Source organism: Arthrobacter alpinus (genome assembly GCF_900105965.1).
Lineage (GTDB): Bacteria > Actinomycetota > Actinomycetes > Actinomycetales > Micrococcaceae > Specibacter > Specibacter alpinus.
Genome location: NZ_FNTV01000001.1, coordinates 2,244,068 through 2,269,925 on the forward strand (window position 1 = coordinate 2,244,068; position 25,858 = coordinate 2,269,925).

25 protein-coding genes are annotated in these 25,858 nt (G+C 62.2%); 12 read left to right on the plus strand and 13 right to left on the minus strand.

Going from position 1 to position 25,858, the window contains the following annotated elements; translation table 11 throughout:
• Positions 1-84: 84 nt before the first annotated feature.
• Positions 85-960: a hypothetical protein gene (locus tag BLV41_RS10265; RefSeq protein ID WP_139244291.1), complete on the plus strand. Its 876-nt coding sequence runs from the start codon at positions 85-87 to the stop codon at positions 958-960.
• A gap of 195 nt (positions 961-1,155) precedes the next feature.
• Here BLV41_RS10265 and BLV41_RS10270 read toward each other — a convergent pair whose 3' ends face one another.
• Both BLV41_RS10270 and glpX read right to left on the minus strand, forming a co-directional pair.
• The gene (locus tag BLV41_RS10270) at positions 1,156-2,160 is read right to left on the minus strand and encodes a lipid II:glycine glycyltransferase FemX (protein WP_074711576.1); all 1,005 of its coding nucleotides are present in this window, start codon (positions 2,158-2,160) and stop codon (positions 1,156-1,158) included.
• Positions 2,161-2,203: 43 nt separating this feature from the next.
• On the minus strand, positions 2,204-3,241 hold the full coding sequence (gene glpX, locus BLV41_RS10275; RefSeq protein WP_044574273.1) for a class II fructose-bisphosphatase: 1,038 nt from the start codon (positions 3,239-3,241) through the stop codon (positions 2,204-2,206).
• Positions 3,242-3,418: 177 nt separating this feature from the next.
• On the opposite strand from glpX, the gene BLV41_RS10280 reads away from it, so the two are divergent.
• The 5 genes from BLV41_RS10280 to BLV41_RS10300 all read left to right on the plus strand — a co-directional run bounded on the left by BLV41_RS10280 (position 3,419) and on the right by BLV41_RS10300 (position 8,758).
• Positions 3,419-4,057: a DUF4245 domain-containing protein gene (locus BLV41_RS10280; protein WP_044574277.1), complete on the plus strand. Its 639-nt coding sequence runs from the start codon at positions 3,419-3,421 to the stop codon at positions 4,055-4,057.
• Positions 4,057-4,698, plus strand: a complete 642-nt coding sequence (locus tag BLV41_RS10285) for a carbonic anhydrase (protein WP_044574280.1) — start codon at positions 4,057-4,059, stop codon at positions 4,696-4,698. Before BLV41_RS10280 ends, BLV41_RS10285 begins: the two co-directional genes overlap by 1 nt.
• A 128-nt stretch (positions 4,699-4,826) precedes the next feature.
• Positions 4,827-6,257, plus strand: a complete 1,431-nt coding sequence (locus BLV41_RS10290) for a class II fumarate hydratase (protein ID WP_074711577.1) — start codon at positions 4,827-4,829, stop codon at positions 6,255-6,257.
• Between the two features lie 162 nt (positions 6,258-6,419).
• Entirely contained in the window at positions 6,420-7,088 is a 669-nt protein-coding gene (locus BLV41_RS10295; protein WP_044574285.1) for a TetR/AcrR family transcriptional regulator, read from the plus strand.
• Positions 7,085-8,758: an MDR family MFS transporter gene (locus BLV41_RS10300; protein ID WP_074711578.1), complete on the plus strand. Its 1,674-nt coding sequence runs from the start codon at positions 7,085-7,087 to the stop codon at positions 8,756-8,758. Before BLV41_RS10295 ends, BLV41_RS10300 begins: the two co-directional genes overlap by 4 nt.
• Positions 8,759-8,926: 168 nt before the next feature.
• Here BLV41_RS10300 and BLV41_RS10305 read toward each other — a convergent pair whose 3' ends face one another.
• Both BLV41_RS10305 and BLV41_RS10310 read right to left on the minus strand, forming a co-directional pair.
• Positions 8,927-9,397, minus strand: a complete 471-nt coding sequence (locus BLV41_RS10305) for an NUDIX hydrolase (protein ID WP_074711579.1) — start codon at positions 9,395-9,397, stop codon at positions 8,927-8,929.
• Between the two features lie 73 nt (positions 9,398-9,470).
• The gene (locus tag BLV41_RS10310; protein WP_044574296.1) at positions 9,471-10,964 is read right to left on the minus strand and encodes a CitMHS family transporter; all 1,494 of its coding nucleotides are present in this window, start codon (positions 10,962-10,964) and stop codon (positions 9,471-9,473) included.
• A gap of 164 nt (positions 10,965-11,128) precedes the next feature.
• Between BLV41_RS10310 and BLV41_RS10315 the strand changes: the two genes are divergently transcribed.
• The 4 genes from BLV41_RS10315 to BLV41_RS10330 all read left to right on the plus strand — a co-directional run bounded on the left by BLV41_RS10315 (position 11,129) and on the right by BLV41_RS10330 (position 14,367).
• Complete coding sequence (locus tag BLV41_RS10315; RefSeq protein ID WP_074711580.1) at positions 11,129-12,844, plus strand: sensor histidine kinase; 1,716 nt, start codon at positions 11,129-11,131, stop codon at positions 12,842-12,844.
• On the plus strand, positions 12,841-13,503 hold the full coding sequence (locus tag BLV41_RS10320) for a response regulator (RefSeq protein WP_044574299.1): 663 nt from the start codon (positions 12,841-12,843) through the stop codon (positions 13,501-13,503). Before BLV41_RS10315 ends, BLV41_RS10320 begins: the two co-directional genes overlap by 4 nt.
• A 74-nt stretch (positions 13,504-13,577) precedes the next feature.
• Positions 13,578-14,042, plus strand: a complete 465-nt coding sequence (locus tag BLV41_RS10325; protein WP_074711581.1) for a Fur family transcriptional regulator — start codon at positions 13,578-13,580, stop codon at positions 14,040-14,042.
• Between the two features lie 121 nt (positions 14,043-14,163).
• A complete protein-coding gene (locus tag BLV41_RS10330; protein ID WP_074711582.1) occupies positions 14,164-14,367 on the plus strand; it encodes a hypothetical protein in 204 nt (67 codons plus the stop codon).
• Positions 14,368-14,388: 21 nt separating this feature from the next.
• Here BLV41_RS10330 and BLV41_RS10335 read toward each other — a convergent pair whose 3' ends face one another.
• A complete protein-coding gene (locus BLV41_RS10335) occupies positions 14,389-14,898 on the minus strand; it encodes a prepilin peptidase (RefSeq protein WP_044574308.1) in 510 nt (169 codons plus the stop codon).
• Positions 14,899-14,966: 68 nt separating this feature from the next.
• Here BLV41_RS10335 and BLV41_RS10340 point away from each other — a divergent pair, with 68 nt between their 5' ends.
• Complete coding sequence (locus tag BLV41_RS10340) at positions 14,967-15,770, plus strand: hypothetical protein (protein ID WP_044574312.1); 804 nt, start codon at positions 14,967-14,969, stop codon at positions 15,768-15,770.
• 9 nt (positions 15,771-15,779) lie between these two features.
• Here BLV41_RS10340 and phoH2 read toward each other — a convergent pair whose 3' ends face one another.
• Together phoH2 and BLV41_RS10350 are read right to left on the minus strand one after the other, a co-directional pair.
• Positions 15,780-17,111, minus strand: a complete 1,332-nt coding sequence (phoH2, locus tag BLV41_RS10345; protein ID WP_044574422.1) for an RNA 5'-3' helicase PhoH2 — start codon at positions 17,109-17,111, stop codon at positions 15,780-15,782.
• Between the two features lie 201 nt (positions 17,112-17,312).
• Positions 17,313-18,074, minus strand: a complete 762-nt coding sequence (locus tag BLV41_RS10350) for an isoprenyl transferase (protein ID WP_074713253.1) — start codon at positions 18,072-18,074, stop codon at positions 17,313-17,315.
• 167 nt (positions 18,075-18,241) lie between these two features.
• Between BLV41_RS10350 and trhA the strand changes: the two genes are divergently transcribed.
• Positions 18,242-18,889 (plus strand): PAQR family membrane homeostasis protein TrhA, encoded by a 648-nt coding sequence (gene trhA, locus BLV41_RS10355; RefSeq protein ID WP_074711583.1) that lies wholly within the window; start codon positions 18,242-18,244, stop codon positions 18,887-18,889.
• A gap of 44 nt (positions 18,890-18,933) precedes the next feature.
• Here the strand turns inward: trhA and BLV41_RS10360 are convergent, their stop codons facing one another.
• The 6 genes from BLV41_RS10360 to mca form a co-directional block, all read right to left on the minus strand.
• On the minus strand, positions 18,934-20,139 hold the full coding sequence (locus BLV41_RS10360) for an ABC transporter permease (protein ID WP_074711584.1): 1,206 nt from the start codon (positions 20,137-20,139) through the stop codon (positions 18,934-18,936).
• Positions 20,136-20,882: an ABC transporter ATP-binding protein gene (locus tag BLV41_RS10365; RefSeq protein WP_044574427.1), complete on the minus strand. Its 747-nt coding sequence runs from the start codon at positions 20,880-20,882 to the stop codon at positions 20,136-20,138. Before BLV41_RS10365 ends, BLV41_RS10360 begins: the two co-directional genes overlap by 4 nt.
• A 101-nt stretch (positions 20,883-20,983) precedes the next feature.
• Complete coding sequence (locus tag BLV41_RS22065) at positions 20,984-22,048, minus strand: efflux RND transporter periplasmic adaptor subunit (protein ID WP_044574321.1); 1,065 nt, start codon at positions 22,046-22,048, stop codon at positions 20,984-20,986.
• Positions 22,049-22,199: 151 nt separating this feature from the next.
• The gene (locus tag BLV41_RS10375) at positions 22,200-24,359 is read right to left on the minus strand and encodes a thioredoxin domain-containing protein (RefSeq protein ID WP_044574324.1); all 2,160 of its coding nucleotides are present in this window, start codon (positions 24,357-24,359) and stop codon (positions 22,200-22,202) included.
• A 9-nt stretch (positions 24,360-24,368) separates the two neighbouring features.
• Positions 24,369-24,734 carry a hypothetical protein gene (locus BLV41_RS22495; protein ID WP_044574327.1) on the minus strand — a complete coding sequence of 122 codons (366 nt, stop codon included), beginning with the start codon at positions 24,732-24,734 and terminating at the stop codon, positions 24,369-24,371.
• A gap of 58 nt (positions 24,735-24,792) precedes the next feature.
• Positions 24,793-25,716, minus strand: a complete 924-nt coding sequence (mca, locus tag BLV41_RS10385) for a mycothiol conjugate amidase Mca (protein WP_425284271.1) — start codon at positions 25,714-25,716, stop codon at positions 24,793-24,795.
• Positions 25,717-25,858: the final 142 nt, after the last annotated feature.

The following is a 25,858-nucleotide window of genomic DNA, read 5'->3' on the forward strand; positions in this document are numbered from 1 at the left end:
GGAAACCGCTCCGCGTTGTCCACAGATTTGCCGGAATCGCCAAATCCCGGCCACGGGGCCCTGGAATTTTGGCCTAATGGAAACATGAGAAGTCCCGGTCCCCTTCCGATGTCCATCGCGCAGGTCCCGTTCACACTGGATTCGGCCCTTCGAAGGGGTGTCTCCAGAGGACGGACACGCGCGGGGGACCTCTCGACGCCCAGCCGCGGCATCAGGATTCCTACCAAAGCGGAGATTGCCTTCCTCGACAGTTGCCGGACGCTGACCGAGGTGACCCCGAATGGCGTCATCAGCCATTTGACCGCAGCAAGAATTCATGGGCTGTACCTCCCCCATCGCTTCCGGGAGCAGCAGCTATTCGATCTGGCCAAGCCCGCGGGCGACGCCAGGCCGCGCAGGAAACAAGTTCATGGTCGTGAGCTTGCACTCGCCCGGGATGACATTGTTGTTTATGCCGGGATCCCCGTCACCACCATGCGGAGAACCCTGCTGGACCTCGCCCCGCTGCTCACAATTGACGAGTTGGTGGACGTGGCGGACCAACTGGTCTGCGAACACCACCGCTCATTTGGTCCACCGGTCTACCCTCTTGTGCCTCTGGACGCGCTCAATGCCTACATCGCCGGGCACCCAGGGCACCGTGGCATGAGGAAGCTGCTCAAGGCCATGGAGTTGGTAAGGGTGGGCTCGGATTCTCCCCCGGAGACGAAGCTGCGGCTGATGATCGGCCGGTGGCCCCTGCCCGTATTCGAACACAATGTGGAGATCCGAAATGCGGCAGGCATAGGAAAGGTGGGGCCGGATCTGGCCTGCGAAGAGTACAAGACCTGTGCCGAGTACGACGGCTTGCACCACTTCTCCCCGGCACAACAGGCCAAGGACCATGACAGGGACTACATCACCAAGGCTCTGGGGGTGGCACCAGGTGCTCATAAACAAGGCAGATATCGCGGCAGGTGAACAGGTGGTCGTCACCAAGATTGCGCGGGCACTGAAACTGGGCGGCTGGCCGGACCCTGCGAATCTTGCCAACCGCTCGCTTCAGGGATTGCTGAACACCCGCAAGGACTTCGGCTGAGGCACATCCACCTTGACCCGTCACATAAGGCCGCTTTGAACTTTCAAAGCGGCCTTATGTGACGGGTCAAGGGACAGTTAGCGCCTGAGCAGCCCGCGAGCCCTCTTCATGGAGCGGCGCGCCACCGGGAGGACCCTGGCGAACACGGGGTACAACGGGGACAGCGCCAAATCCCACGTTCCGGCCAGCATGTTCTCATGATCGGCGAAGCCAAACTTGAACTTTGACACCCCGTCGTTGAGCAGGCCGTTGAAGTCGTAGCGGGTGATGCCGCGGGCCTTCATTTCCTGGATCGCCAGCCACTTCAGGGAGAAGTTCGCGCGGAGCTGGCTGCCTTCTTCTGTCATGCCGCCGTACAGCTCAAAAGCCGTAGAGCCACTGGCGGCGAGCCACAGGAACGCCACCAGCTTCTCGCCGTCGAACGCGCCGTAGATGGGCGAGGCAGTCCCCAGATTCTTCAGAATGTCGCTGTAGTAAGAGTCCTGGTGGATGCCGAATTCGGCGCGCTCAGCCGTCTCCTTGTACACGGCCATGCACAGCGGCAGCTCGGCCTCGGTGACGGCACGGTACTCCAGAGCCTCGCGGCTGGACTTGCGAATGTACTGGCGCGTCTTCTTGGACATGGCCGCGAGCAGCTCATCCTCGGTGCGCGTCAGGTCCAGGATCAGGGTGCGCGGAATCAAGATGGTGCTGCTGCTGGGCGCCCATCCTGTTGCCGGCAATGACGCCACAGCCACGGAATCGGCATCCCAATCCGGTTCAACGCTCAACGCCACGGACTTGTGGGTGGTCTTCACATAAAGTCCGACGGCGTTGAGCACCTCATTCTCCAGGCCCTCCTCGGCCTGTGGTCCCCTTGCGAGGTAGGCCAGCGAGCGGAATGGCGCCGGGAGGGTGCGCAGCAGGATCTGGGCCGATCCTACGAGCTTTTCACCGTCGCGCACCAGCACCCGGTCTACGCGCCAGTTGTGCGCAGCCTTTGTTTCACCCCAGCCCCACAATTGCATGGGATGCCCCTGCTGCGAATCAACAGCAGCATCCCATTCGACGCGGTCAAGGCAAGAAACAACACTCAAAGTCATGCTTCCAGCCTACCGGCTGGCGGCGAGGCCGCAGGCCTTGCGACTAGCTGCGGCGGGCGTAGGACTCCCACTTGTGTGCCTGGTGCTCGCCATCGACGAAACGGATGGTGCCGGACTTGGAGCGCATCACGATGGACTGTGTGAGTACACGGCCCTTGTCGTAGCGCACACCGCGGAGCAGATCGCCATCGGTGATGCCGGTGGCGGCGAAGTAGCAGTTGTCGCTTGTGACCAGATCGTTGGTGGACAGCACGCGGTCCAGATCGTGTCCGGCGTCGATCGCCTTCTGCTTCTCTTCATCGGAGGTGGGCCAGAGACGGCCCTGGATGACGCCACCCAGGGTCTTGATGGCACATGCCGCAACGATGCCTTCGGGTGTGCCGCCGATGCCCATGAGCGCGTCAACGCCGGTGCCGGAACGTGCGGCTGCGATAGCGCCGGCAACGTCGCCGTCGAGGATGATCTTGGTACGGGCTCCAGCTTCGCGGATTTCAGCAATAAGCGGCTGGTGGCGATCGCGATCGAGGACCATGACCGTGAGCTGGTTGATTTTCACGCCCTTGGCCTTGGCGATCAGGTGGAGGTTCTGCTTGACGGGCAGGCGCAGGTCAACCATGTCGGCGGCTTCGGGGCCGGTGACCAGCTTTTCCATGTAGAACACGGCGGATGGGTCAAACATGGTGCCGCGTTCAGCCACAGCCAGCACGGACAGGGCGTTGTTGATGCCCATGGCCGTCAGACGGGTTCCATCGATGGGATCCACGGCTACGTCACACTCAGGTCCGGAGCCGTCGCCCACCACCTCGCCATTGAACAGCATGGGGGCTTCATCTTTTTCGCCCTCACCAATGACCACAACACCGTTGAAGTGCACTGTGGACAGGAGAGAACGCATAGCGTCAACGGCTGCGCCGTCGGCTAGGTTCTTCTCACCAAAACCAACCCAGTGGCCGCCGGCAATAGCGGCAGCTTCGGTCACGCGGACAAGTTCAAGGGCTAGATTCCGGTCCGGTTCGTCATCGCCAACAGCGAGAGACCGGGACAACTGTGAATAATCCAACTGCGATGCTTTTTGAGCCACGTAAAAACCTCATTGTTCAGGTAGGCGCAGAATTTCCGGTGTGCTTCAGTGCACACCCCTGACGTATTTTTGCCTACCCGCCCATCATAGGCGACGCCGGCTTTGTGAAGCTTGTGACTTAGCCCACGCGAAAACGCCTGTGCTATTTAGTCCGGCAACTTCTGGGAAGATGGTCAGGTGAGTGATTCCAGCCCTACCCCTCCTTTTAAGCCCGTTATTGCAGCCGGCGCGGCCAAGCGTGCCAACGCATCAGTGATCGGCATGCTGCTAGCCATGTTCTCGACAGTGGCCATTGTGCTGGTTATTGTGTGGCTCAATCCACAACAAAAAGCCGAAACATACCGCTCCGCCATCGACGTTGGGGCCGTTGCTGCCAACGCAGCGGACACGGCAGGTTTTAGCCCCGTGGCGCCGGCACTGCCCGCCGGCTGGTCCGCCAACTATGCGCGCTGGAATCCGCCGGGCGCAGATGGCGTGGCCTTCTGGGACGTAGGTTACGTAACGGGAAGCAATACTTTCATTGCCTTGCGCCAGTCGATTACGGCGAACCCCACGTGGACTGCGGCGCAGACGGGCAATGCGCCTGTGACCGGAAACCGCACCATTGACGGCCAGGACTGGGAGCTCCGTGATAAACCTAAGGGCGACCGGAGTTTGGTCCTGACCAGCGGTGAAACCACAATCGTTTTGACGGGCGCAGCCGATTTCGAGGACTTCGATATTCTGGCCACTGGCTCCACGAAGCAGCTTGCGGCCGATTCGAGCCAAGCGAGCGGCGACGCAAGCACCATTCCCACAGCGAAGGACGGCAAATAATGACCGGCGGAGAAGTTTCGACCCACCCCCATACGCCCGCTGAGGCGTGGGCGACCCTCATGGCCGGCAATGCCCGGTTTGTTGACAGCAATTCCTCCCACCCGAACCAGGACGCGGCCCGCCGCACCTCACTCGTTGCCACCCAGCACCCCTTCGCCGTCATCTTCGGCTGCTCGGATTCGCGCCTGGCTGCCGAGATCATCTTTGACCTGGGCCTGGGGGACGCGTTCGTGGTCCGCACGGCTGGGCATGTGATTGACAACACCGTCCTAGGTTCACTTGAGTACAGCGTTGACTACCTGAATGTGCCCCTGATTGTGGTGCTGGGCCATGACAACTGCGGCGCCGTGACGGCCACACAGCAGGCCGTTGCCACCGGTGCCATGCCCGGCGGATTCATCCGTGACCTTGTGGAACGCATCACCCCGTCCGTGCTGACGTCATTGCGCAAGGACAAGGACGCCGATGTCAGCGCCATGATCACCGAGCACGTCAAGCAGACGGCGGCGCGCCTGGTGGAGAACTCCCCCATCATCGCCAGCGCCGTGGCCCGCCAGCGCACATCCGTGGTTGGCCTGACCTACCGCCTCAGCGATGGCCGCGCAGATCTGGTCTACAGCAACGGCTCCCTCGGGGTCTAGCACCCGCTTTGGAAGGCCCGACGGCGGAACTTGCGTTCCGGCGTCGGGCCTTCTTTGTTGGGGGCTGGGGCCGCGGATCGGTGACATTCGGTTTTTAGCTCTGGGCGCCGCGGCGATATGGTGTAGGCATGACTGATACTGCCGCGGCAACCGCACAAGAATTCCGTATTGAACATGACACCATGGGCGAGGTCCGAGTTCCGGTCAACGCCCTCTACAGCGCCCAGACCCAGCGCGCCGTTGAAAACTTCCCGATTTCGGGCATGACACTGGAGTCAGCCCACATCGCAGCACTGGCACGCATCAAGAAGGCGGCCGCCACCACCAACGCCGAGTTGGGTGTTCTGGACGCCGAGCTGGCACGCGCCATCGAGGCTGCAGCCGATCTCGTAGCGGCCGGGGACTTCGACGGCGATTTCCCGATCGATGTGTTCCAGACAGGTTCCGGAACCTCCTCCAACATGAACATGAACGAGGTCCTGGCGACCCTGGCCAACCGCGCCCTCGTTGCCGCCGGCTCCGAGAAGGTTGTTCACCCGAACGACCACGTCAACGCCTCACAGTCCTCTAACGACGTGTTCCCCACCTCCGTCCACGTTGCCGCCACCTCAGCCCTGATCAATGACCTGATCCCGGCACTGGCGCACCTGGCCGAGTCCCTGGAGCGCAAGGAAGCCGAGTTCGCAGAAGTTGTGAAGTCCGGCCGCACCCACTTGATGGATGCAACCCCTGTGACGCTCGGCCAGGAATTCGGTGGCTACGCTGCCCAGATCCGCTACGGCATCGAGCGCGTCGAGTCCGCACTCCCCCGTGTTGCCGAGGTTCCCCTCGGTGGCACCGCCGTCGGCACCGGCATCAACACCCCGGCCGGCTTCCCGCAGCGCGTGATCGCCCTGCTCGCCCAGGACACCGGCCTGCCGCTGACCGAGGCCCGCAACCACTTCGAGGCCCAGGCCAACCGCGACGGCCTCATCGAGGCATCCGGCCAGCTGCGCAACATCGCTTACTCGATCATGAAGATCAACAACGACCTTCGCTGGTTGGGCTCCGGCCCCAACACCGGCCTGGGCGAAATCAACATCCCCGATCTGCAGCCTGGCTCCTCGATCATGCCCGGCAAGGTCAACCCGGTCATCGCCGAGGCTTCCATCATGGTTGCAGCCCAGGTCATCGGTAACGACACCACGATCGCTTTGTCCTCCACGAACGGTGCATTTGAGCTGAACGTTGGCATCCCGGTCATGGCCTCGAACCTGTTGCAGTCCATCCGCTTGCTCACCAACACGAGCCGCGTCATGGCCGACAAGATGATTGACGGCCTGACCGCCAACGTTGAGCGCGCCCGCTTCCTTGCCGAGGCTTCGCCGTCCATCGTGACCCCGCTGAACAAGCACATCGGCTACGAGAACGCCGCAAAGATCGCCAAGCACGCCATCAAGGAAGGTCTCACCATCCGTGAAGCCGTTCTGGCTCTTGGCTTCGTTGACCGTGGCGAACTGACCCTGGAGCAGCTCGACAAGGGTCTCGACGTCATGGCGATGACCCGCGCCCCGAAGTAGCACCTGACCTTCCCCCTGCCGACGGCGTGCTAAACGTTCGACGGCGTGTGAAACTTCGCACGCCGTCGAACGTTTAGTACGCCGTCGTGCTTTCAGGGGTGTGATTAACTCCACTCCAAAAATTGTTTGCACTTTGAGATAAATAGTGCAAACTTTTACTTTGTGAATGAAAGTGCAAATTCTTGCCAGCCCCAAGGGCTGCGGGCCCGCAAGCGCGAGGCCACCCGATCCGCCATTACGGCGCGAGCCCGGGTACTCACTGCTGAGCAGGGCCTGAACGGGTTCACGATTGAGCAGTTGTGCGAGGACGTGGGCGTCTCACGCCGCACGTTCTTCAACTACTTTCCGTCCAAGGAAGATGCCATCATGGGCCACCTGCTGGACGAATTCCCAGCGGACGCGATTGCCAAATTCCTGGCCGGCGCCGACGGTGTGGAACGCGGCCCGAGCGGGGTGAGCAACACCCTTCTGACGGACCTGCACGGACTCACCTGCGCCATGGTCGAGGAACTGAACTTCACCCGCGAACAGATCCATCTGCTGATCGCGGCCATGAAAAAGGAACCGCAGCTCATGATGAAGATGATGGGCGGCGCACACCTGCGCGAGCAGGAGTTTGCCGGGCTCATCGCTCAGCGTGAAGGCCTGGAGCCAGAGGACCCCACAGCCGTCATGGTCTCCGCCCTCTTTGGCACATGTTCACAGCGCGCAAGCAAGGTGTTTTTTTCCGAAGCAAACACCGTCGGCTACCCCGAACTTCTGGCCCAAAATCTTCGCACGGCCCACCAACTTTTCTCGTTTTCGCAATTAACCTTTGAAGGGACATCATGAGTACCGCACTCAAGGCAGGCGAACCGCTCCTGCTGACCCAAAAGAGGATCTGGATCATCTTCTCCGCGCTGATCGCCGGAATGCTGCTCTCGAGCCTCGACCAAACCATCGTCTCCACCGCCATGCCCACCATCGTGGGCAAGCTCGGCGGCGTGGAGCACCAGACGTGGATCACCACGGCCTACCTTTTGGCCACCACCATCGTCATGCCCGTGTATGGCAAGTTCGGTGACATCCTGGGCCGCCGCAACCTGTTCCTCGCTGCCATTGCCATCTTCACACTGGCCTCCGTTGGCTGTGCCTTCGCCACCGACTTCTGGGGCTTCGTGATCTTCCGTGCCATCCAGGGCCTCGGCGGCGGTGGCTTGATGATCCTCTCTCAGGCCATCATCGCCGACATTGTCCCCGCCAAGGACCGCGGCAAGTACATGGGCCCCCTGGGCGCCATCTTCGGCCTGGCAGCAGTTGCCGGCCCCCTGCTCGGCGGTTACTTTGTTGACCACCTGACGTGGGAATGGGCTTTCTACATCAACATCCCGATCGGCATCGCCGCATTCATCATCGCCTTCTTCACCTTGACGCTACCTTCCAAGAAGGCCGACAAGAAGATTGACTTCATGGGCGTGCTGTTCCTGTCCATCGCCACAACCTGCTTGATCTTCTTCACCGACTTCGGCGGCAAGACCGACGGTTGGACCTCCATGGTGACCTGGACATGGGGCGCCGGCCTGATCGCCGCCGTCGCACTGTTCATCTTCACCGAGAGCCGCGCTGCGGACCCCATCATCCCGTTGTCGCTGTTCAAGAACCCGATCTTCCTGAACTCCACGGCCATCGGATTTGTCCTGGGCATGGGCATGTTCGCCGCCCTGGCCTTCGTGCCGACGTTCCTGCAGATGTCCTCGGGCACCTCCGCTGCCGAGTCCGGCCTGCTCATGCTGCCCATGATGGTGGGCTTGATGGGTACCTCCATCTGGTCAGGTATCCGCATGACCAAGACCGGCAAGTACAAGGCATTCCCGATCGCCGGTTCCATCCTGACCATCATCGCGATGTTGTGGATGACCACCTTGTCCGCCGAAACCCCCATCTGGGTCATCTGCGCCCAGTTGTTTGTCTTCGGCGCCGGCTTGGGTCTGATCATGCAGATCGTTGTGATTGTTGTGCAGAACTCGGTTCCGGCCGCTCAGTTGGGAACCGCCACGAGCACCAACAACTACTTCCGCGAAGTGGGTTCCGCCCTGGGTGTGGCCGTCTTCGGCGCCATGTTCACCACGCGCCTTGCCGATTCCCTCAAGGGGGTCTTCACGGCTGGCGGCGCCACCCCGGAGCAGGCTGGCAGCGCCATGTCGTCCCTGGATCCGCAGGCACTGCACCAGCTCCCGCAGGCCATCCAGGACGGCATCATCAACGCCTACGCCGATTCCCTGGCACCGGTGTTCTGGTACCTGATCCCGTTCATGGTTATTGCCCTGGTCCTGGCCATCTTCATGAAGGTCATCCCGCTCTCGGATACCTCCGGCATGGTGGCCCGCGGCGAGGCCGTGGGTGGCGAGGAAGCCGAGCGCCTTGAGGCCGAGCGCGCAGCCGGCAAGTCCGCCGCAACGAACGCCGGTGACACGCTCCTGCTGACCAAGGAAGACCCGGACGCTTCCGGGGACAAGCCGTAACGCAGCGCTGAAAAGGCGCGTGCCGGCGTCGTACGTTTCAAAGTACGACGCCGGCACGCGCCTTTTGCGTACCCCGCGGACCGGGCGCCACCCTCGACCCGGCAGATAACGCTGTAACCAGAGCCCCAAAACCGCATTATCTGACGGGTGGAACCAGAAGGGTGGAGGTTACCGCTGGAAGTGGGGTTCGCCGTCGTACGCCAAGGCACGCTCGATGCACCCGATGTGGCCAGGGCGCAGCGGCGGCAGGTCCTCGATGGCGAACCAAGCGACGGCGAGAGATTCGTCGTCATTGACGCGCGCGGTGCCGCTGACGTAGCGGCAGATGAACTCTACATTCAAGAAATCGCAGACATCGCCATTCGGGAACGTCACAGGTCCCACGGCTGCCACGCCCATGAGGTGCTCAATTCTGGCCACCACGGCCGTTTCTTCAAAGATTTCGCGCAACATGCCAGGGCCCGGTTCCTCCCCCGGGTCTAGAATTCCCGTGATGAGCGCCCATCCGCCCGTGTCCGATCGCTGGCCAAGGAGGACGCGGCCGACGTCGTCGAACACCACACCACGCACACCCGGGAGCCACAACGGGTCGTGGCCGATCTTCTTGCGGAGGTTGACGATAAATTCCGGTGAGCCCATGGTTTCAGCCTAGCGTCCAAAAAAGCAGGTCCGGCCGCCAACTGGCAACCGAACCTGCTTTTGGGTTGAAACCTTAGCCGAACGGGATGACGCCGATTCCGATCGCAACAACCAGCATCACCAGCGATACCACCAGTGCCCGCCACAGGACCTTCTTGTGGTGGTCACCCAGATCAACGCGGGACAGCGAGACGAGGAGCAGGATGGCCGGAACCAGGGGGCTCTGCATGTGGACAGGCTGGCCAGTGATGGAGGCGCGGGCCATGGCCGCCGGGTCGATGCCAAAGTGCGCCGCGGTCTCACTCAGCACGGGCAGGACGCCGAAGTAGAAGGCGTCGTTGCTCATGAAGAACGTCATGGGAATGCTCAACAGGCCGGTAATGACGGCCATGTACGGCCCCATGGAGGTGGGGATGACGCTGACCAGCCATGCTGCCATGGCATCGACCATGCCGGTGCCGCTGAGGACACCTGTAAGGACAGCTGCGGCCATGACCATGGAAACCACGGCCACGATGCTGCCGGCATGTGAAACAAGTGCTTTTGCCTGATCCTTGACGCGAGGGAAGTTGACCACCAGGGCGATCGCGGATCCCACCATGAAGACGTAAGCCAAGGGCAGGACATCCATGACCAGAACCACCATGAGCGTCACGGTCAACACCAGGTTGAACCAGAACAGCTTGGGTCGCAGGGTGTCGCGGTTCGGATCAAGCTGGGAATCAGCCAGGGCCGTGTTGACCGTGGCGGACTCCTTCTGAGCTGCAGCCAAGACCTGGGCATCGAAGCGTGACTGAGCTGCCGAACGAGGCTTTTCAATGGTCAGCACACCAGCCGCTGCCCCCTTGCCACCTGAAACTCCAGAGCCCGAGGCCGAGCCGGCAGAACCGCCCGAGGGGGTTCCGGAATCGTCCGCGGAAGTGCCAGCAGCACCGGCCCAAATGCTGCCAGCTGCGGCAAGGCGACGGCGTTCGCGCACTCCGAGGTGCCAGGCGAACAGGAAGATGACGATCATACCGGCGATCAGCGACGGGATCATGGGAACAAACACCTCGCTGGGCGAAACTTTCAAGGCTGCGGCGGCGCGGGCAGTGGGCCCACCCCAGGGCAGGATGTTCATGGTTCCGTTGGCCAGACCCGCAACACAGGTCAGGACAACCGGGCTCATGCCAAGGCGAAGGTAGATGGGCAGCATGGCCGCCGTGGTCAGGATGAACGTGGTGGAACCGTCGCCGTCGAGGGAAACCACTGCAGCCAGAACAGCCGTGCCGAGCACAACCTTCGCGGGGTCATTGCCCAGCGTGCGAAGGATCAGTTTCACGAGCGGATCGAACAGTCCAACATCGATCATCATTCCGAAGAAAACAATCGCGAACATCAACAACGCCGCCGTAGACGTTAGGCTCTTCATTGAATCCATGACCATATCGCCAATGCCCAGACCGGCACCTGCGAAAAGACCAAAGATGGTGGGGACCACGATCAAGGCCACCACAGGCGTCAACTTCTTCGTCATGATCAGGGTCATGAAGACCGCGATCATGGCAAACCCAAGGATTACCAGCATTTGAACTCCTTTGTACAAAGGCCGCATTTGTGAGCCTCATTAGTGAGATTAGAGTGGCCTGGATCACTTCCCGGGGTTTAGTGCACTTGCCCCAAGTAGTGCCCATTGAGTACGTTTATCCCGTTAAACCCATGTAGTTGTGCCGAGCGCGAAGGATGCTTTCAATGACGCAAGCCCGAGCCGCTGTGCGGCTGCGCTTTTCCACACGCGTGCTGCTGCTTCAGTTGGCAGTGGTGTGCACAGTGGTCCTGATGACGGCGGGGACCTTTGCGGCCCTGACGTACCAGTGGCTGGGAGATCAGGCCGAGGAGCGTGCCCTCGCCGTGGCCCGGACAGTGGCTTCATCGGAGGATGTGCGCCGCGAGACCGCAGTACTCGCCGCCACCCCCAGCGCCTTGTTGACCCCGGAAACGTTGGCGGGCGGGCCCCTGGAGGACTACGCCACCTCCGCCCAGGACCGCACCGATGCGTTGTTTGTTGTGGTGACGGACGACGCCGGATTGCGGCTTGCGCATCCCAACCCGGCCTTGCTGGGGCAAAAGGTTTCCACAGACCCGTCGGTGGCGTTGGCCGGCGGCGAGGAGACTTCACAGGAAAACGGCACCCTGGGGCGATCAGCCCGGGCCAAGGTGCCAGTTTTTGCCCCCGGATCCACCACTGACGTAGTGGGCGAGGTCAGCGTGGGCTTTGACAGCGACGACATAGTTGCAGGGATGCTGCGCAACATTGTGCCGGTGGCGCTAGTTACCGCGGCGTCGCTGGCCTTGGCCGCCGTGGCATCGACCATGATGGGCGCCCGCTTGAGGCGACTCACCCTCGGCCTGGAACCGGAGGAGATTTCCGGCCTGGCCCAGGACCAGGAGGCGGTCTTGCGCGGGGTTGATGAAGGGGTCATTGGAATCTCCGAAAGGGGCACCATCACGGTTTTCAACGAGGGCGCACGGCGGCTGCTGACCCCCGGCTCCGAGCGCGAATACAGCGGCCTCACCTTGGCGGAAAGCGGCTTGCCGGATTTTCTTGGCACAGCCACGGGAAACTACGGACCGCAAGAACACGTAGTGGATGAGCGTGTTGTGATTGTGACGGCCAGGCCGGTTCGGCTCAAGGATCGCAGCACCACCCCGGACCTCCGGCTGGGGCGCGTCATTATGGTCCGCGACCGGACCGAGGTCCAGGCTCTGACCCGCCAGCTCGACGCCGTCAACGCCCTCGGCACCGCCCTGCGAGCGCAGCGGCACGAATTCGCCAATCGCCTCCACACTATCTCCGGTTTGCTGGCTCTGGACCGAACGGCCGAGGCGCGCGACTACCTGGGCGAGATCTTGGACAGCGGCCCATTGAACTACCCTGCCGAAGACCTGGGCCTGCTCAACGACCCGTATCTGGAGGCGTTCATTGGGGCAAAAAGCATCGAGGCCCACGAACGTGGCGTTGAATTGCGCATTGGCCCGGGCACGTCCATTCGCGGCCACATCACGGATCCTCAGGACGTGACAGCCGTATTGGGCAATCTGCTGGACAACGCCATTACCGCCGCCGTAGCCGGCGCCTCTCCGAACAAGTGGGTTGAGGTGGAGGTCTTGGACGAGTATACGGAGTCCGGCGGCACGCTTCACGTGGTGGTGGCCGATTCCGGCGACGGATTGCGCGGCGAAGATGCCCGCATCTTTGCTCCAGGCTTTTCAACCGCCAGCCCGTCAACGCTTGATCCCATGTCCGGCCACGGCGTTGGGCTGGCTCTGGTCCGGCACCTTGCCCGCCGCCGAGGCGGAGACGTGTGGGTTGCCGAGAGCGGCTCACCGCAATCCCATGGCGCCGTCTTCTGCGCCCGACTACCCGGGGTCATCGCCCTGGAATCCCGCTTCAAGGAGCAACCATGACCGAAGATTTTAGCGTCCTCATCGTCGAGGATGATTTCCACGTAGGGAGGCTGCATGCCGGATTCGTGGACGCCGTGGCGGGCTTTCGCGCCCTGCCGCCGGCCCCCACGGCAGCCATCGGGCTCCAGGTCATCACGGCCGAGCGCCCCGATTTGGTGCTCCTTGATGTGTATCTTCCGGATGCGTCAGGGCTGGACTTGTTGCGCACCATCGATTCCGACGCCATGATGCTCAGTGCCGCCTCCGATCCCGAATCCATCCGCAAGGCGATGCGTCGCGGGGCCCTGGCCTATCTCATAAAGCCTTTCTCGGCTGAGCTCCTCGAGGCTCGGTTGCGCGGCTACGCCAGGTATCGCCGGCTACTGGCAGAGACCGGCAGCCTGAGCCAGGACCGCCTCGAAAACGCGTGGCAGGCCCTTCATCCGAGCGCCCCGTCCGCAGGGCCCAAGACGAGCTCTGCCACCGAGGCCGCAGTCCTGGCCGCCCTGGCCACGCGCGGAGATCAGTCCACGGCGGATGTGGCGTCCGCTGTCGGAATTTCCCGGACGACCGCCCAGCGTTATCTCTCCGCGCTGGCCGACGACGGCGCTATCGCCATCGCCCTGCGCTACGGCACCACGGGTAGGCCCGAGCACCGCTACAGCGTGGCTGAGCGCTAGTTCACGAACCGCACTTGGCCAAGGTCACACCCAATTTGTTTTGAGTAATTCAAAACAACCCGTAGACTTGAGGCATGGCAACGGATGCGCACACAGACACTTTGGAGGGTCGGCTTCGGTCTGCTCAACTGAAAGTGACTGCTCCGCGCCTCGCAGTTCTTGAGGCCGTATCCAGCCCCGGCCATCATGATGCCGAGACGGTGTATTCGATGGTTTCAACACAGCTGCCAAAGACCTCCCTGCAGGCTGTCTACGGCGTCCTTGCCGCTTTGGTGGCCGCCGGTCTGGTGCGAAAGTTCGAACCAGCAGGCTCCGCGGCCCTCTATGAGAGTCGCGTGGGAGACAATCACCATCATGTGGCGTGTCTTGAATGCGGGCGCGTTGAGGATGTGGACTGCGCCATCGGTGCCAGCCCTTGCCTGACGCCGTCGAACACCAACGGTTTCTCCATCCAGATCGCGGAAGTCACCTTCTGGGGTGTGTGCGCCTCGTGCCAGGCTGCCGCCGCCTCCACTGCCTTGGCAGTGCCAAGTAAATAGCGCCGAACAGGCAACCAGGGGAATTACCTCCCACCGAACTCTCTAGGACACCCTTTTTGTCCACCGACAACGGGGCGCGATTTGTTGCGCCCTCCATCTTGCAATCCCTAAGGAACACTTCATGACCACCTTAACTCAGACCGTTCACCACGACACCGCACCCCACGTTCACGGCGGCGCCTATGTCACCACCTCAATCCGCCCATCAGGCCCCGCCGGCGGCTACGTGACGACTAACGCCCCTCACCACAGCACCGCCGGTTCCTATGTCACCACCCCTCAGGCCTACACGGGTCCCATCGGCAGCTACATCAGCAACTCCTAGGCACAACAGACTCAAAGTGGCTCAGGCCGGAACCAGGAGCAGGACGGCCAGTGTTCCCGCCAGCATGGACGGCCCAAAAGGAATGGGCGATTTGATGGTTCCGCGACCACTGGCTACGTGCGCCAACGCCCAGAGACCGCCAAGAACAAATCCTGCAGCCGCACCCAGGGCCACGTGCTGCCAGCTCAGGAATCCCAGATACAGGCCAAGCACTCCGGCCAGCTTCACGTCCCCAAATCCCAATCCGGACGGATGAAGGGCCCACAATATCCAGTACAACACCACCATGAGCGCGGCCCCTCCCACGGCCCGAGCCAAGGAGGCGGGTGAACCGGAGGTGAGCGCGGCGGCCACCAGCAGCGCACCGGCTATTGGATAGGCCGGCAGTACATAGCGGTTGGGCAGCGTGTGAGTGTGGATGTCGATGGCGCTCAGGATCACGGAGAGCCACAACAGATACACGCAGGCGGCCACGGCACACAGGAATGCGGGAATGCTGCTCTCCCACAAATCCACCAAGAGTGTGACCATAGCGCGATGCTACGCCAAACCCTCGCGCTTCGGGGTGAATTCCCGACCTCCGGGGCTAAGCTGTGGATATGAGCTCCTCCCCGGATTCGGCCGAGGCTTTTCGGCATATTTGCAGGTCATCACCGTGGCGTTGGCGGACGGTTCGCTTTGAGCTGCACCGCAAGTTTCCCACCGCGGACGACGGCGGCGCTGGCTCCGCTTGGGTGCCGGGCGGCGGAAGCGGACATCCTGCCCCCGCCCTGGCTTTGAACTGCTGGGTCCGCCGCCCCGGCGCACTTCGGGTTGAATCGCTCGAGGGCGAGCTGCTCGCCAGCACCACCAAGATCAACGAGTCCAAGGATTCGCTTTTTATCAGCGGCAATCGGAAACCCTGGCTGTTGCCACCGAGCTTGGTGAATCCCGTCAAGGATTCCGCTGGCTACGTAGTGCGCCGCCCCGAGGCCCTTTATGGGGAACCAGCCTACGGATCAGGCAGATCCGCCGCGGCGCTGGATCCGGTTGAACTAGCCGGGGAACATCCTGTCCCCTTGGAGGCGCCTTTTGCCAATGTGGCTGAAATTGAACACATTGCATCAGCTTCCCACCATGGCAGGGCCGCTATTGAGGCCATCCTGACACCCAATGCCAGCTACCGGCCGGTTTTCGCCGACGCCCCACTACTTTTCCCAGGGCGCACAGCCATCCGCATAGATCTGGAAACGGGTATCTGTGTGGCGTCCCAATCGCTGGACGGTCCCACCGCCGGTGCCGGACATTGGATGGTCCTGCTGGGTATTGACGAGTACATGCTCGATGACCTCTTTGAGGAAGTCAGCATGGGACTGACAGACGTCAGGGCCCACATCCCCTGGGATCTGGGCCCTGACGCGTAGCGAATTGCGCTAGATTTCGGCGCGCTCCAACATTTCCGTCACCAGTGCGGCGATGGGTGAGCGTTCGGAGCGGGTGAGTGTGACGTGCCCAAAGAGCGGGTGTCCCTTGAGTGTCTCGACCACTGCCACGATGCCGTCGTGCCGGCCCACGCGAAGGTTGTCTCGCTGGGCAACATCGTGGGTCAGGACAATCTTGGAGCGCTGGCCAATGCGGCTCATGACAGTCAACAGCACGTTCTTCTCGAGTGATTGTGCTTCGTCCACAATCACAAAAGAGTCATGAAGGGAACGTCCACGAATATGGGTCAGCGGCAGCACCTCCAGCAGTCCGCGTTCCATGATCTCGTCCATGAGGGTGTCTGAGACGACCGAGCCCAGGGTATCGAACACAGCCTGGGCCCAGGGGTTCATCTTCTCGCTCTCGGAACCGGGCAGGTAGCCAAGTTCCTGGCCACCCACGGCGTAGAGCGGCCGGAACACAACCACCTTGCGGTGCTCATTTCGTTCCAGGACCGCTTCCAAACCTGCGCACAGGGCCAAGGCACTCTTGCCAGTTCCGGCGCGACCACCGAGGGACACAATCCCCACCTCCGGATCAGAGAGCAGATCCAGGGCTAGGCGCTGTTCGGCCGAGCGTCCATGCAAGCCAAAGACTTCCCTGTCTCCGCGGACCAACCGGACCTGCTGGTCCGCGCCAACCCGGCCCAGCGCCGATCCCCTGTTGCTCGTGATGACAAGTGAGGTGTTCACTGGCATGACGGACGCGTCCGGAATGGGCACGGGTTCGTGGTTGTACAGAGCCGTCATCTCGGCCTCGGTGGCATCGACCTCGCCAACGCCTGTCCAACCGGAATCCGGCACCAGTTCATTGCGATATTCCTCCGCGGTCAAACCCAGAGCGGAGGCCTTGACGCGCATGGGCACATCCTTGGAGACCACCGTGACAGTGTGCCCTTCGTTAGCCAGGTTCTTGGCTACTGCAAGGATGCGTGAATCGTTGTCCATGCCCCGCATGCCGGCCGGAAGCACCTCAAGCGAAACGTGATTGAGCTCCACACGGAACGTCCCGCCGTCGTCCCCCAAGGGAACCGGCGAAGCGAGACTGCCGTGCTGGGCCCGCAGGTCATCCAGCAGACGCAGAGCTGTGCGGGCAAAGTAGCCCAGCTCGGGGTCATGGCGCTTTCCTTCCAATTCCGAAACCACCACGATCGGGAGCACCACATGGTGTTCGGCGAAGCGGGTGATGGCTCTCGGATCGGACAGCAAGACAGAGGTGTCGATGACGTACGTCCGCAATTTTGACCCAGTTTGCGGGTTCTCTGAATGCTGCTCAAGGTTCATGGTTTCGACCACGTTACGCTCCAGCCCTCCGGACCTTCAAACGCGTCCGGAATCCAATCGGTACGTCGGGCGGAGTTGCCCTCCGTTATGCCCAAAACTACGCCGCTTTGATGCTCTGCCATGGATATTTTAGGGGCGTGTCTGATGACGTTGCTGTGAACATTTGGTGACGGTGATGTTCCGTGCCTGCACCGTGTGGGCTTAAGCGCCGAAGCGGCGGCTGCGTCCTGCATAGTCGCGCAAGGCACGCAGAAAATCGATCTTGCGGAAGGCCGGCCAGAGGGCCTCGCAAAAGTAAAACTCGCTGTAGGCGCTCTGCCACATCAGGAACCCGGAGAGGCGTTGTTCCCCGGAGGTGCGGATCACCAAGTCCGGATCCGGCTGACCGCGGGTGTAGAGGAACTTTGAGATGTCATCCACTGTCAGGGAGTCGGCAACATCGGTCATGGTGCGCCCGGCATTGTTCGCATCGTGCAGGAGTTCACGAACGGAGTCAACAATCTCGCGGCGTCCGCCGTAGCCGATAGCCATGTTGACGTGAATGCGTTCCTTGGCCGGAACCCTTGCCGTCAACGAGGAGAGCCTGGCCGCGAGGTAATCGGGCAGCAGCTCAGGTGCGCCCATGGCGTGGACACTGATGTCGGCGTCGGCGTCGAGCAGGTCAAGGGTGTTGGCGATGATGCCCATGAGTTCATCGAGCTCCTCGGCGGAGCGGCTCATATTGTCAGTGGAGAGCATGTAGAGCGTGACGACCTTGATGCCCAGGTCTTGGCACCAGCCCAGGAATTCCAGGATTTTGTCGGCACCGGCCTGGTGGCCCTCGCTAGTGGGGGCGTTGAACTGCTTGGCCCAGCGGCGGTTGCCGTCCACCATGACGCCGATGTGGCGGGGGACGCTGCTGGTGTCGAGAGCGCGGGCCAGGCGGCGCTCGTAATAGCTGTACAGCACCTTTGGCATCCGCATGGAAGCAGTGAACAACCGCATGAGAGTACACCGGACCTTTGCGAATAATGGCCCTGCGGCCGTACGAATCTTGCTAGCTCTAGATTACCTGTTGGTGACAAACGAAACTCACCAAGGCACACATTACCCGTCAGTAACATAACCTCCGGCTGCGTTATGCTTTTCCCATGACCAGCCTCTTTGAAACAGAGCATAAACCATCCTGGCGGGGCTGGCTGCACGCAGGAAGCACACCCGTGGTGCTCATTGCCGGCATCATCCTGGTACTGCTGGCATCCAGCCCGGCCGCCAAGATTACGAGTGCAATTTACATTGCCACCGGCGTTTTGCTTTTTGGCACGAGCGCGCTATATCACCGGGGCAACTGGTCACCCACCGCCAAGGCCCTGCTAAAGCGGATCGACCATAGCAACATCATGCTCGTGATTGCCGGCTCCTACACTCCGCTGTCGTACTTGATGCTGCCCCGGCCCACGGCCACCTTGCTGCTGTGGATGATCTGGATCGGCGCGGTGGCCGGGGTCGTGTTTCGTGTGGCCTGGGTGGGTGCGCCGCGCTGGCTGTACGTCCCCCTCTACGTGCTACTTGGCACCACGGCGCTGCTCTTCCTCCCCCAATTCTGGGCAGCCGGCAGTGTACCGACGCTGCTTATTTGCGCAGGCGGCGCAATGTACATTGCCGGCGCCGTAATTTACGGAATCAAAAAACCCAACTTCAGCCACCGCCATTTTGGCTTCCATGAACTTTTCCATGCACTCACCGTGGCAGGGTTCACCTGCCACTTCATCGCGGTATGCCTCGTGGCCATCGGCTGATTCACCGCATCAGCTGCAGTTTGGAATGAACAAGCACAGAACACCTAGAAGCGGATTGCGTCGATGACCTTGACGCGGATGGCCACCAGGGCGGGGATTGCTCCTGCCAGTGCACCCACCAGCACCGCCGCTCCCAGCCCCAGGAGCGCAGCCTCCACGGGGAAAGCGGGGTAAACATCCAACCCCGGAGCCACCTTGGATTCCACGAAGGGGTTCTTCACAATTGCAACTGCAAGCATCACGCCCACGGCGCCCGCCACGGTGGTGCCCACAACGGATTCCATCATGACGCCGGTGAAAATTCTCCCTGAGGTGGCACCAAAACTACGCCGGATGCCAATCTCGCGAACCCGGTAGCGGACGGTCACCATGGAGATGTTCAGCAGCCCCACCGCACCCAGCAACAGGATCAGGGCAGCAATGCCGGACACCATGATCTGCACCATGGCAAAAGGATCCCCATACGCCGCATAGTCGCTGCGGTACACGCCAACGTAGGCGCCCGGGAGTTGCTGTGTCAGGTCAGCTGTCAGGACATCCACCAGCTGTTGAGCCATCTCGGTGGGCACCCAAACACGCAATTCCTGGCCCATGCCCGTGACGTCTCCGCCAACGCCAACAGCTGCCGCCGCCTCGGTCAGCATGAATGCCTGTGGCATGGCCTGCGGATAGGCGTTCGGCATAACACCGATGATGACGGCCGTTGCCGGGCTGCTGCCCAAGACACTCACCTGCGGTTCGGTGACGAGGTTGGGCCGTCCGGCGGCGGAGTAAAACGCTTCGTTAACGACGACGGCGGGAGCCAGCCTGGCGGCGTCGTCCGCTGCGAACCACGCACCTTCGCTGACGTCCACGCGGTGGATGGTTCCGTAGGGCGGGTCAACCACCTGCAGCTCAACGTTTTGTACCCCGTTGGGGAACTGGAAGCGAGCCTGGGTCCGCAGCAGCTGGCTGGCGTGACTGAACCCGTACCGTTCAATGGTGGCGTCGAGAATTTGCTTCGTCCGCTCCGAGTCAGGGCTCTCGGCGTTCGCTTGGCCGGTCTGTACGCTGACAGTGAGGGTCGCCTCGCGGCCGCCGTTGCGCTCGGAATCCACCCGAATGCCTTCGCGCGCCAAATTGCCCACCCCTACCACTGTGGTCAGGACAGCGACCGAAAGGGCCACGCCAATCAGTGCCAACAAGACGCGGGTCTTGTGAATTCGCAGCTCGCTCCAGGCCTCAACCATGGCTGAAATCATGGCTGTCATGCGCCCACCGCCGCAAGAGCCTGGGCCGTGGGAATACCGTCAGTTTCAGACAGGACACCTGCATCCAAACGGTATCTGGTCCTCGCCCTGGCGGCCACGTTGAGATCGTGGGTAATGGTGACCAATGCCGCCCCGGATTCGGTGGCAATCGTGTCCAGCAGGTCCATGACGGCCTGACCGGTTTCCACATCCAAGGCGCCCGTTGGCTCATCGGCGAGGATAAGTTTGGGGCGGCGAACCAAGGCTCTGGCGATTGCCACGCGCTGCTGTTCTCCACCAGAAAGCATGTGAGGTTGTGTGCTGGCCCGAGCCGCCAGACCCACGCGGTCGAGCATTTCCATGCCGATGGAGTTGCGGCGCCAGAATTCCTTGCGCCCGGCATACATCAACGGTGTCACCACATTTTCCAAAGCTGTCCGCCCCGGCAGCAGATTGAACTGTTGGAAGATGAAGCCGATGCTGGCTCCGCGTACCTTGGCTCGGGTGTTGTTGCCCAGTTTTTCCACGGGCGTTCCGTTAAAGATCATCTGGCCGCTGCTCGGGACATCGAGGAGGCCCAGAATATTCAGCAGGGTGGACTTGCCGCAACCGGATCTGCCCACTATTGCCGTGTGATCACCAATGCGTACCTGCAGGTCAACGCCGCGAAGAATATGAAGTTCTTGATCGTCGGGCAGCAGCACGGTGCGGGTGACATTGCGCAGGTCCACAAATGGAGCGTCGCCGTCTTGCGGTGAACCCACTGTGCCGCCGTGGCGTTCGGCCAGCTGGCCGGCGTCGTCGGAGCTAGATGGTGCGCTCTCAGCGGCGCCCTCATTCCTGTCCTCAAAAATACTTGTCACGCCTAGCCGCCCATCATGCCGAAGCCGGGCATTTGGCCATCGGGCATGACGGCGTCGGTGCCCGGAACAAATTCCAGAACCTGCTCGCCCTCCTTCAGGCCTGAGGCAATCTCTACCTGATTGCCGTCATTGAGACCCAGGACCACGTCCCGTTCCTCGGGAGCTCCGCCGTCCGCCGTTTGGATCCAGACAACACCATTTTGCACGCTGCCCTTGACGGCTGTCAGCGGCAGCGCCACAACGTCCTTCGCTTCGCCGGCCGTGAGCGCAATGCTGGCGCCAAGGCCCGGAAAGACGCTCACATCGGCCGGAATGGAACATGTGACCTTACCGCTTCCTGTCTCGGCCGGGGCGGCACCCATCATACTGGGGTCCACTGGGCCCGGCGCTGCCGCACCGGTTCCGGTTTCAGCAGGGGCATTGCTCAATTGCACGTTCTGGCAGGTGAACGGCGCCGGGCCATTGGTGACGGTTCCGGTGGCTGTAGTGGGCCGGCCCATCAGGCGGAATTGCTGCGCCGTGGTCAAGGATCCGGTGATGGAGAACGTGCCCGGCGCCAAAGATCCGGTGGTCTCCCCCACGCTGGTCTCTTGATTGAGCAAGACCGTCAAGGTGTCCAGGGTTCCGGCGGCGGGGGCCACCACATCCGTGTAGGCATAGACCGGACCAGCGGCAGGAGCGGCGGTTTTGCCGGACTCTTCGGACTTTTCGGAAGGCTCAACCTCGGCCACGGGATCGGGCACAACCTCGCTGCGGACCTGGTAGATCTTGTCCCCTGCGGCGAGCTGCGCGCCCTTCTCCACGAAGAAATGGACAACCTTTCCCGCCGAAGTAGAGCGAACGGGAACGGCGGCGTCGCTTTGAACCGTACCCGTCAGTTCAACCGTGTTGGTGACGGTGGCGAGCGCTGCCGCGATAACGGGCGCCTGAATCCGAGCCTGAGGAACCAGCTGCTCGCCCTGATCCTTGAGCCCGTCGATGAAGGCAATTTTAACCAAAGCCACCGCAATGACGCTGAAAATCAGCAGCCACACGATGGGAAAAACGACACGACGAAGTACACGCATTCTTGTTTCCTTCCGGAATCTCCCCACAGATCCCCGGATGGAGAAGTGCTCCGAACAATCTATCCGGCCCACACGGAATTGACGGCGTGGCCGTGTGCGTTTCCTCAAAGATTGCCACAAAGACTGTCACAAAGGACAGTCTTGCCGGGAACTAAAGCAGCTGTTTGCGGAGCTCCTGCGGTGTAGCCACGGGCAGGGCACACACCATATTGCGGCAAACGTAGGCAAGTGGTTGTGCAGTCTTCGCGTCGTCATCGGCAGCGGTGCTCGCGGAACCGCGGCCCTCCAACAACGGCACGGGCGCGTCACCGAATCCGTCCCACACAGCGAGGACGAGTCCGGGCGATGGACTGAGCCATGCCTCCCGCACCAGGGCCTCACGAGCCGGGCCAGCAGGACCGACCACGGCCAGCTCAAGAGGTCCGGCCAGCAGCGCTTGAGTCACCGAGAGCAACCCGCCTGCCGATCTGGGTGCACGCCGAGCCAGCTCCGGCACACCCGCCACGAGACTCTCAACAATCACCCGGTGACGGTGCGAGCCCGTGTAGGCAGCCCACGAAGCAAAAGAGCTGGCGAGCAACGCAACGCCGCTGGCAGTTGCGTTGTCAAAGGGGTCCGCAAAGCGCGATCCCTGCAGCGGCCCCTCCGCGTCCCCGTGCGCGCTGTGGTTGAACACGGCGCCGTCGGCGATAAAATCTTCTTCCAGCGCCTTGATGAGTTGCCCGGCAAACTCGATCCAGCGAGAATCTCCTGTGGCCGCGTAGAGCACCTGGAAAGCGTTGGCGCAGGCCGCATAATCTTCCAGCAAGCCCTTGATGCCGCGCGCCTCACCGTCATGGGAGACCCGGGACAACGCTCCATCCCAGTGCACCGACTGCAGGTATTCGCCAAGTTCGACGGCGGTCACCAGCCACGCTGGTTCGCCCAGCACCATGGCCCCTTCCGCAAGCGCACCCAAGAGCATGGCGTTCCAGGCCGCCACCACCTTGTCATCGCGTGCCGGCATGACCCTCTGAGCCCTTGCGGCCAGCATTGCCGGTTCGATCAGCTCCCACGCCCGATGTTCGGCGGCGGTGAGTGCCCGCCCCGGGTTGAGCGGTGATGCCTCGTCACCGATTCGCATGGTGCCTGCCACCAGATCGGCCAGCTCCAGCGCCGCCGGCTCGGTGTCGGTGCACTTGCGCGCCGCACCTTGCACATCAGCCAGGTTCCATTGGTAGCTGGCGCCCTCGTGGTGCACACCGTCAATGATGGTGTCTGCATCGAGTGACGAGGCAAATGCGCCGCCCGGCAGGCGCATTTCCCGCACGAGCCACGAGAAGGTTGCGGCCGCAGCGTCCCGCGCGTCGGCCGAACTCAGCGGCGCCACGGCACCTGCTGGCGGTCCGGCGTCGGGCATCACTGCATCCTGCGCCTGCTCGGCGAGCCGCACATACTGCACCAGCACGCGCAACAGTCCGGCGTTGTCGTAGAGCATTTTCTCGTAATGCGGCTCGGACCAATCGGCGCTCACGCTGTAGCGGGCAAAACCGCCGCCCAGCTGGTCGAAGAGTGCCGAGTGGACCATGGCCGCCAAGGTCCGGCCGGCCAAGCCCAGGGCAGCAGTAGCCGTAACCGCCCCGGACCCCGCGTGCCGCAAGAGGAATTCCAGGGCGGGTGTTGGCGGAAATTTAGGCGCCTGTCCCAGGCCACCGTGGATCAGGTCCTCCGCTGTGGCTAGGGCGGTCACGGATGCCCCGGCGGCTGCAGCCCAATCCGGGTGGCCGGCTGTGTCGGTCTCAAGGCCGGCTGACGGTATGGCGCTGACCGTCCACAACGGTTGAGACAGGGCCTGTGCCAGCTCGCCGGCAGTACGTTCCACCTGATCGCGGCGTTCTTGCCACGCCTCGTGGACGGCGGTGAGTACCTGCATGAATGATGGCCGGCCAGAAACGGGCGACGGCGGAAAGTACGTTCCGGCGTGAAACGCCCGGCCCTCGGGGGTCAGAAAGACGCTCATGGGCCATCCACCCTCACCGCTGAGCGCCTGGGTGGCGGCCATGTAGGCATCGTCCACGTCGGGGCGTTCCTCGCGGTCCACTTTGATGGACACAAAGTGCGTATTCAGGTAAGCACCCACGGCGGGATCCTCAAAAGACTCCCCCGCCATCACGTGGCACCAGTGGCAGGCCGCGTACCCTACGGAAAGAAAAATGGGAACATCTCGTGCTACAGCTTCCGCAAAGGCGGCCTCGTCAAACGGCTGCCATGGCACTGGATTGTGCGCATGCTGGCGGAGATACGCGCTTGGTTCACCCGCCAGCCTGTTCATCGCGAAGAGCTACTTTTCCTCAGGCGCGGGGGCGCCAACTTCAGGAGCGCCAACTTCAGGCTCGCCCGCCGAAGCCGGGGTGTTCGCCGGAACGGTCGATTCGGCGTCGTCCGTCCTGATCGGGATGCCCATGTGATCGGCCGCCGGGCCATGCGAACCACCCGCGCGGCCCTCTTCTACTTGGGCCCGGTAACGGACGCGGCGTACACGCTTGACCATGTCGCGGATGAGGAAAAACATGATTGCCACAATGCTGAATGTGACGATGAATCCCAGAAGTCCTGGGGTCACCTGGTCTTCCGTCAGGCCGGGGCGCAGCCCGGGCTGCGTGGGGATCGCTGGGTCAGTGGTGGCAAGCAAAATCAAAGTGAGCACAATTCGTCTTTCGTTTCATCCCCGGGGAGGCTGGTGCCATCGGGAAAACGTCCACTGTCTATCGTAGGCCAGCAAACAGGTCGTTCTCGGGCGTAGTGGTGGGAACGCGGGATTGGATCAATGAATAGTCCTCCCACGGCCACACCTTGCGCTGCATCGACGGGCTCACGGCGAAGAAGAAACCCTCCGGGTCAACCTGGGTGGCGTGAGCTCGCAGCGCGTCGTCGCGGGCCTCAAAGTAGTCACCGCAGTCGATCTGTGTGGTGGTCGGGTGCTTGCTGACGGGCATGGTGTGCCCCTCGGTGTCGGCCTCCAACCAGGCGGCAAGGCGCTCGGCGTAGGGCGAGGTCAGGCCGGCTTCTTCCAAGGCAAAGTGGAGTGCGCGGAAACGCTGCGGGTTGAACGCCAGATCGTAGTACAGCTTGGACGGCTCCCAAGCTTCGCCGGTTCCCGGATATTTCTCCGGATCACCGGCGGCGTTGAAGGCCTCGACGGCGACCTTGTGAGCCATGATGTGGTCAGGGTGCGGGTAGCCACCATTTTCATCGTAAGAAACAATTACGTGCGGCTTGAAGCGGCGGACCAGGCGAATCAACGGGGCCGCTGCGATTTCCAAGGGCTTCAGGGCAAAGCAGTTGGCCGGCAGTTCCGGCAGCGGGTCACCTTCCGGCAGACCCGAGTCGGTGAAGCCCAGCCACTGGTGCGAGATACCGAGGATCTTTGCAGCCTTGGCCATTTCAAGGCGTCGGGCGCCACCCATGTCACGGGCAGGGTGCGGTGCGCCAACGAGGGCCGGGTTTTGAATGTCTCCGCGCTCCCCACCTGTGCAGGTTGCCACCATGACCTCAACACCGGCGTCCACGTAGGAGGCCATCATGGCCGCGCCCTTGCTGGCTTCGTCATCAGGGTGGGCATGGACGGCCAAAAGGCGCAGCGGGGCAGCTGCCGTGGGCTCGGTGATGTTCCGCTCATTGCTGTTCACGTGGGGCTTCTTTCAATTCTGATGGAACTCTAAGGTACGGCGATCCTGCGGACAGTTACAAGATGGCGTCAGGAGGGGACCTGCGCCAGGGTTGCTTGGGCCCAAGGGGAATAGCGGGTGCCAAATAAACGCTAAACTTGCC

What these genes read in the sequence shown, in the direction of transcription:
- BLV41_RS10360 (WP_074711584.1), bottom strand. Translation starts at nt 20,139, where the DNA reads ATGACAGCCATGATTTCAGCCATGGTTGAGGCCTGGAGCGAGCTGCGA.
- BLV41_RS10335 (WP_044574308.1), bottom strand. Translation starts at nt 14,898, where the DNA reads ATGGTCACACTCTTGGTGGATTTGTGGGAGAGCAGCATTCCCGCATTC.
- BLV41_RS10300 (WP_074711578.1), top strand. Translation starts at nt 7,085, where the DNA reads ATGAGTACCGCACTCAAGGCAGGCGAACCGCTCCTGCTGACCCAAAAG.
- BLV41_RS10285 (WP_044574280.1), top strand. Translation starts at nt 4,057, where the DNA reads ATGACCGGCGGAGAAGTTTCGACCCACCCCCATACGCCCGCTGAGGCG.
- BLV41_RS10265 (WP_139244291.1), top strand. Translation starts at nt 85, where the DNA reads ATGAGAAGTCCCGGTCCCCTTCCGATGTCCATCGCGCAGGTCCCGTTC.
- BLV41_RS10270 (WP_074711576.1), bottom strand. Translation starts at nt 2,160, where the DNA reads ATGACTTTGAGTGTTGTTTCTTGCCTTGACCGCGTCGAATGGGATGCT.
- BLV41_RS10305 (WP_074711579.1), bottom strand. Translation starts at nt 9,397, where the DNA reads ATGGGCTCACCGGAATTTATCGTCAACCTCCGCAAGAAGATCGGCCAC.
- BLV41_RS22065 (WP_044574321.1), bottom strand. Translation starts at nt 22,048, where the DNA reads ATGCGTGTACTTCGTCGTGTCGTTTTTCCCATCGTGTGGCTGCTGATT.
- phoH2 (WP_044574422.1), bottom strand. Translation starts at nt 17,111, where the DNA reads ATGAACCTTGAGCAGCATTCAGAGAACCCGCAAACTGGGTCAAAATTG.
- BLV41_RS10340 (WP_044574312.1), top strand. Translation starts at nt 14,967, where the DNA reads ATGAGCTCCTCCCCGGATTCGGCCGAGGCTTTTCGGCATATTTGCAGG.
- BLV41_RS10310 (WP_044574296.1), bottom strand. Translation starts at nt 10,964, where the DNA reads ATGCTGGTAATCCTTGGGTTTGCCATGATCGCGGTCTTCATGACCCTG.
- BLV41_RS10350 (WP_074713253.1), bottom strand. Translation starts at nt 18,074, where the DNA reads ATGCGGATGCCAAAGGTGCTGTACAGCTATTACGAGCGCCGCCTGGCC.
- BLV41_RS10325 (WP_074711581.1), top strand. Translation starts at nt 13,578, where the DNA reads ATGGCAACGGATGCGCACACAGACACTTTGGAGGGTCGGCTTCGGTCT.
- BLV41_RS10315 (WP_074711580.1), top strand. Translation starts at nt 11,129, where the DNA reads ATGACGCAAGCCCGAGCCGCTGTGCGGCTGCGCTTTTCCACACGCGTG.
- BLV41_RS10320 (WP_044574299.1), top strand. Translation starts at nt 12,841, where the DNA reads ATGACCGAAGATTTTAGCGTCCTCATCGTCGAGGATGATTTCCACGTA.
- BLV41_RS10290 (WP_074711577.1), top strand. Translation starts at nt 4,827, where the DNA reads ATGACTGATACTGCCGCGGCAACCGCACAAGAATTCCGTATTGAACAT.
- trhA (WP_074711583.1), top strand. Translation starts at nt 18,242, where the DNA reads ATGACCAGCCTCTTTGAAACAGAGCATAAACCATCCTGGCGGGGCTGG.
- BLV41_RS10330 (WP_074711582.1), top strand. Translation starts at nt 14,164, where the DNA reads ATGACCACCTTAACTCAGACCGTTCACCACGACACCGCACCCCACGTT.
- BLV41_RS10375 (WP_044574324.1), bottom strand. Translation starts at nt 24,359, where the DNA reads ATGAACAGGCTGGCGGGTGAACCAAGCGCGTATCTCCGCCAGCATGCG.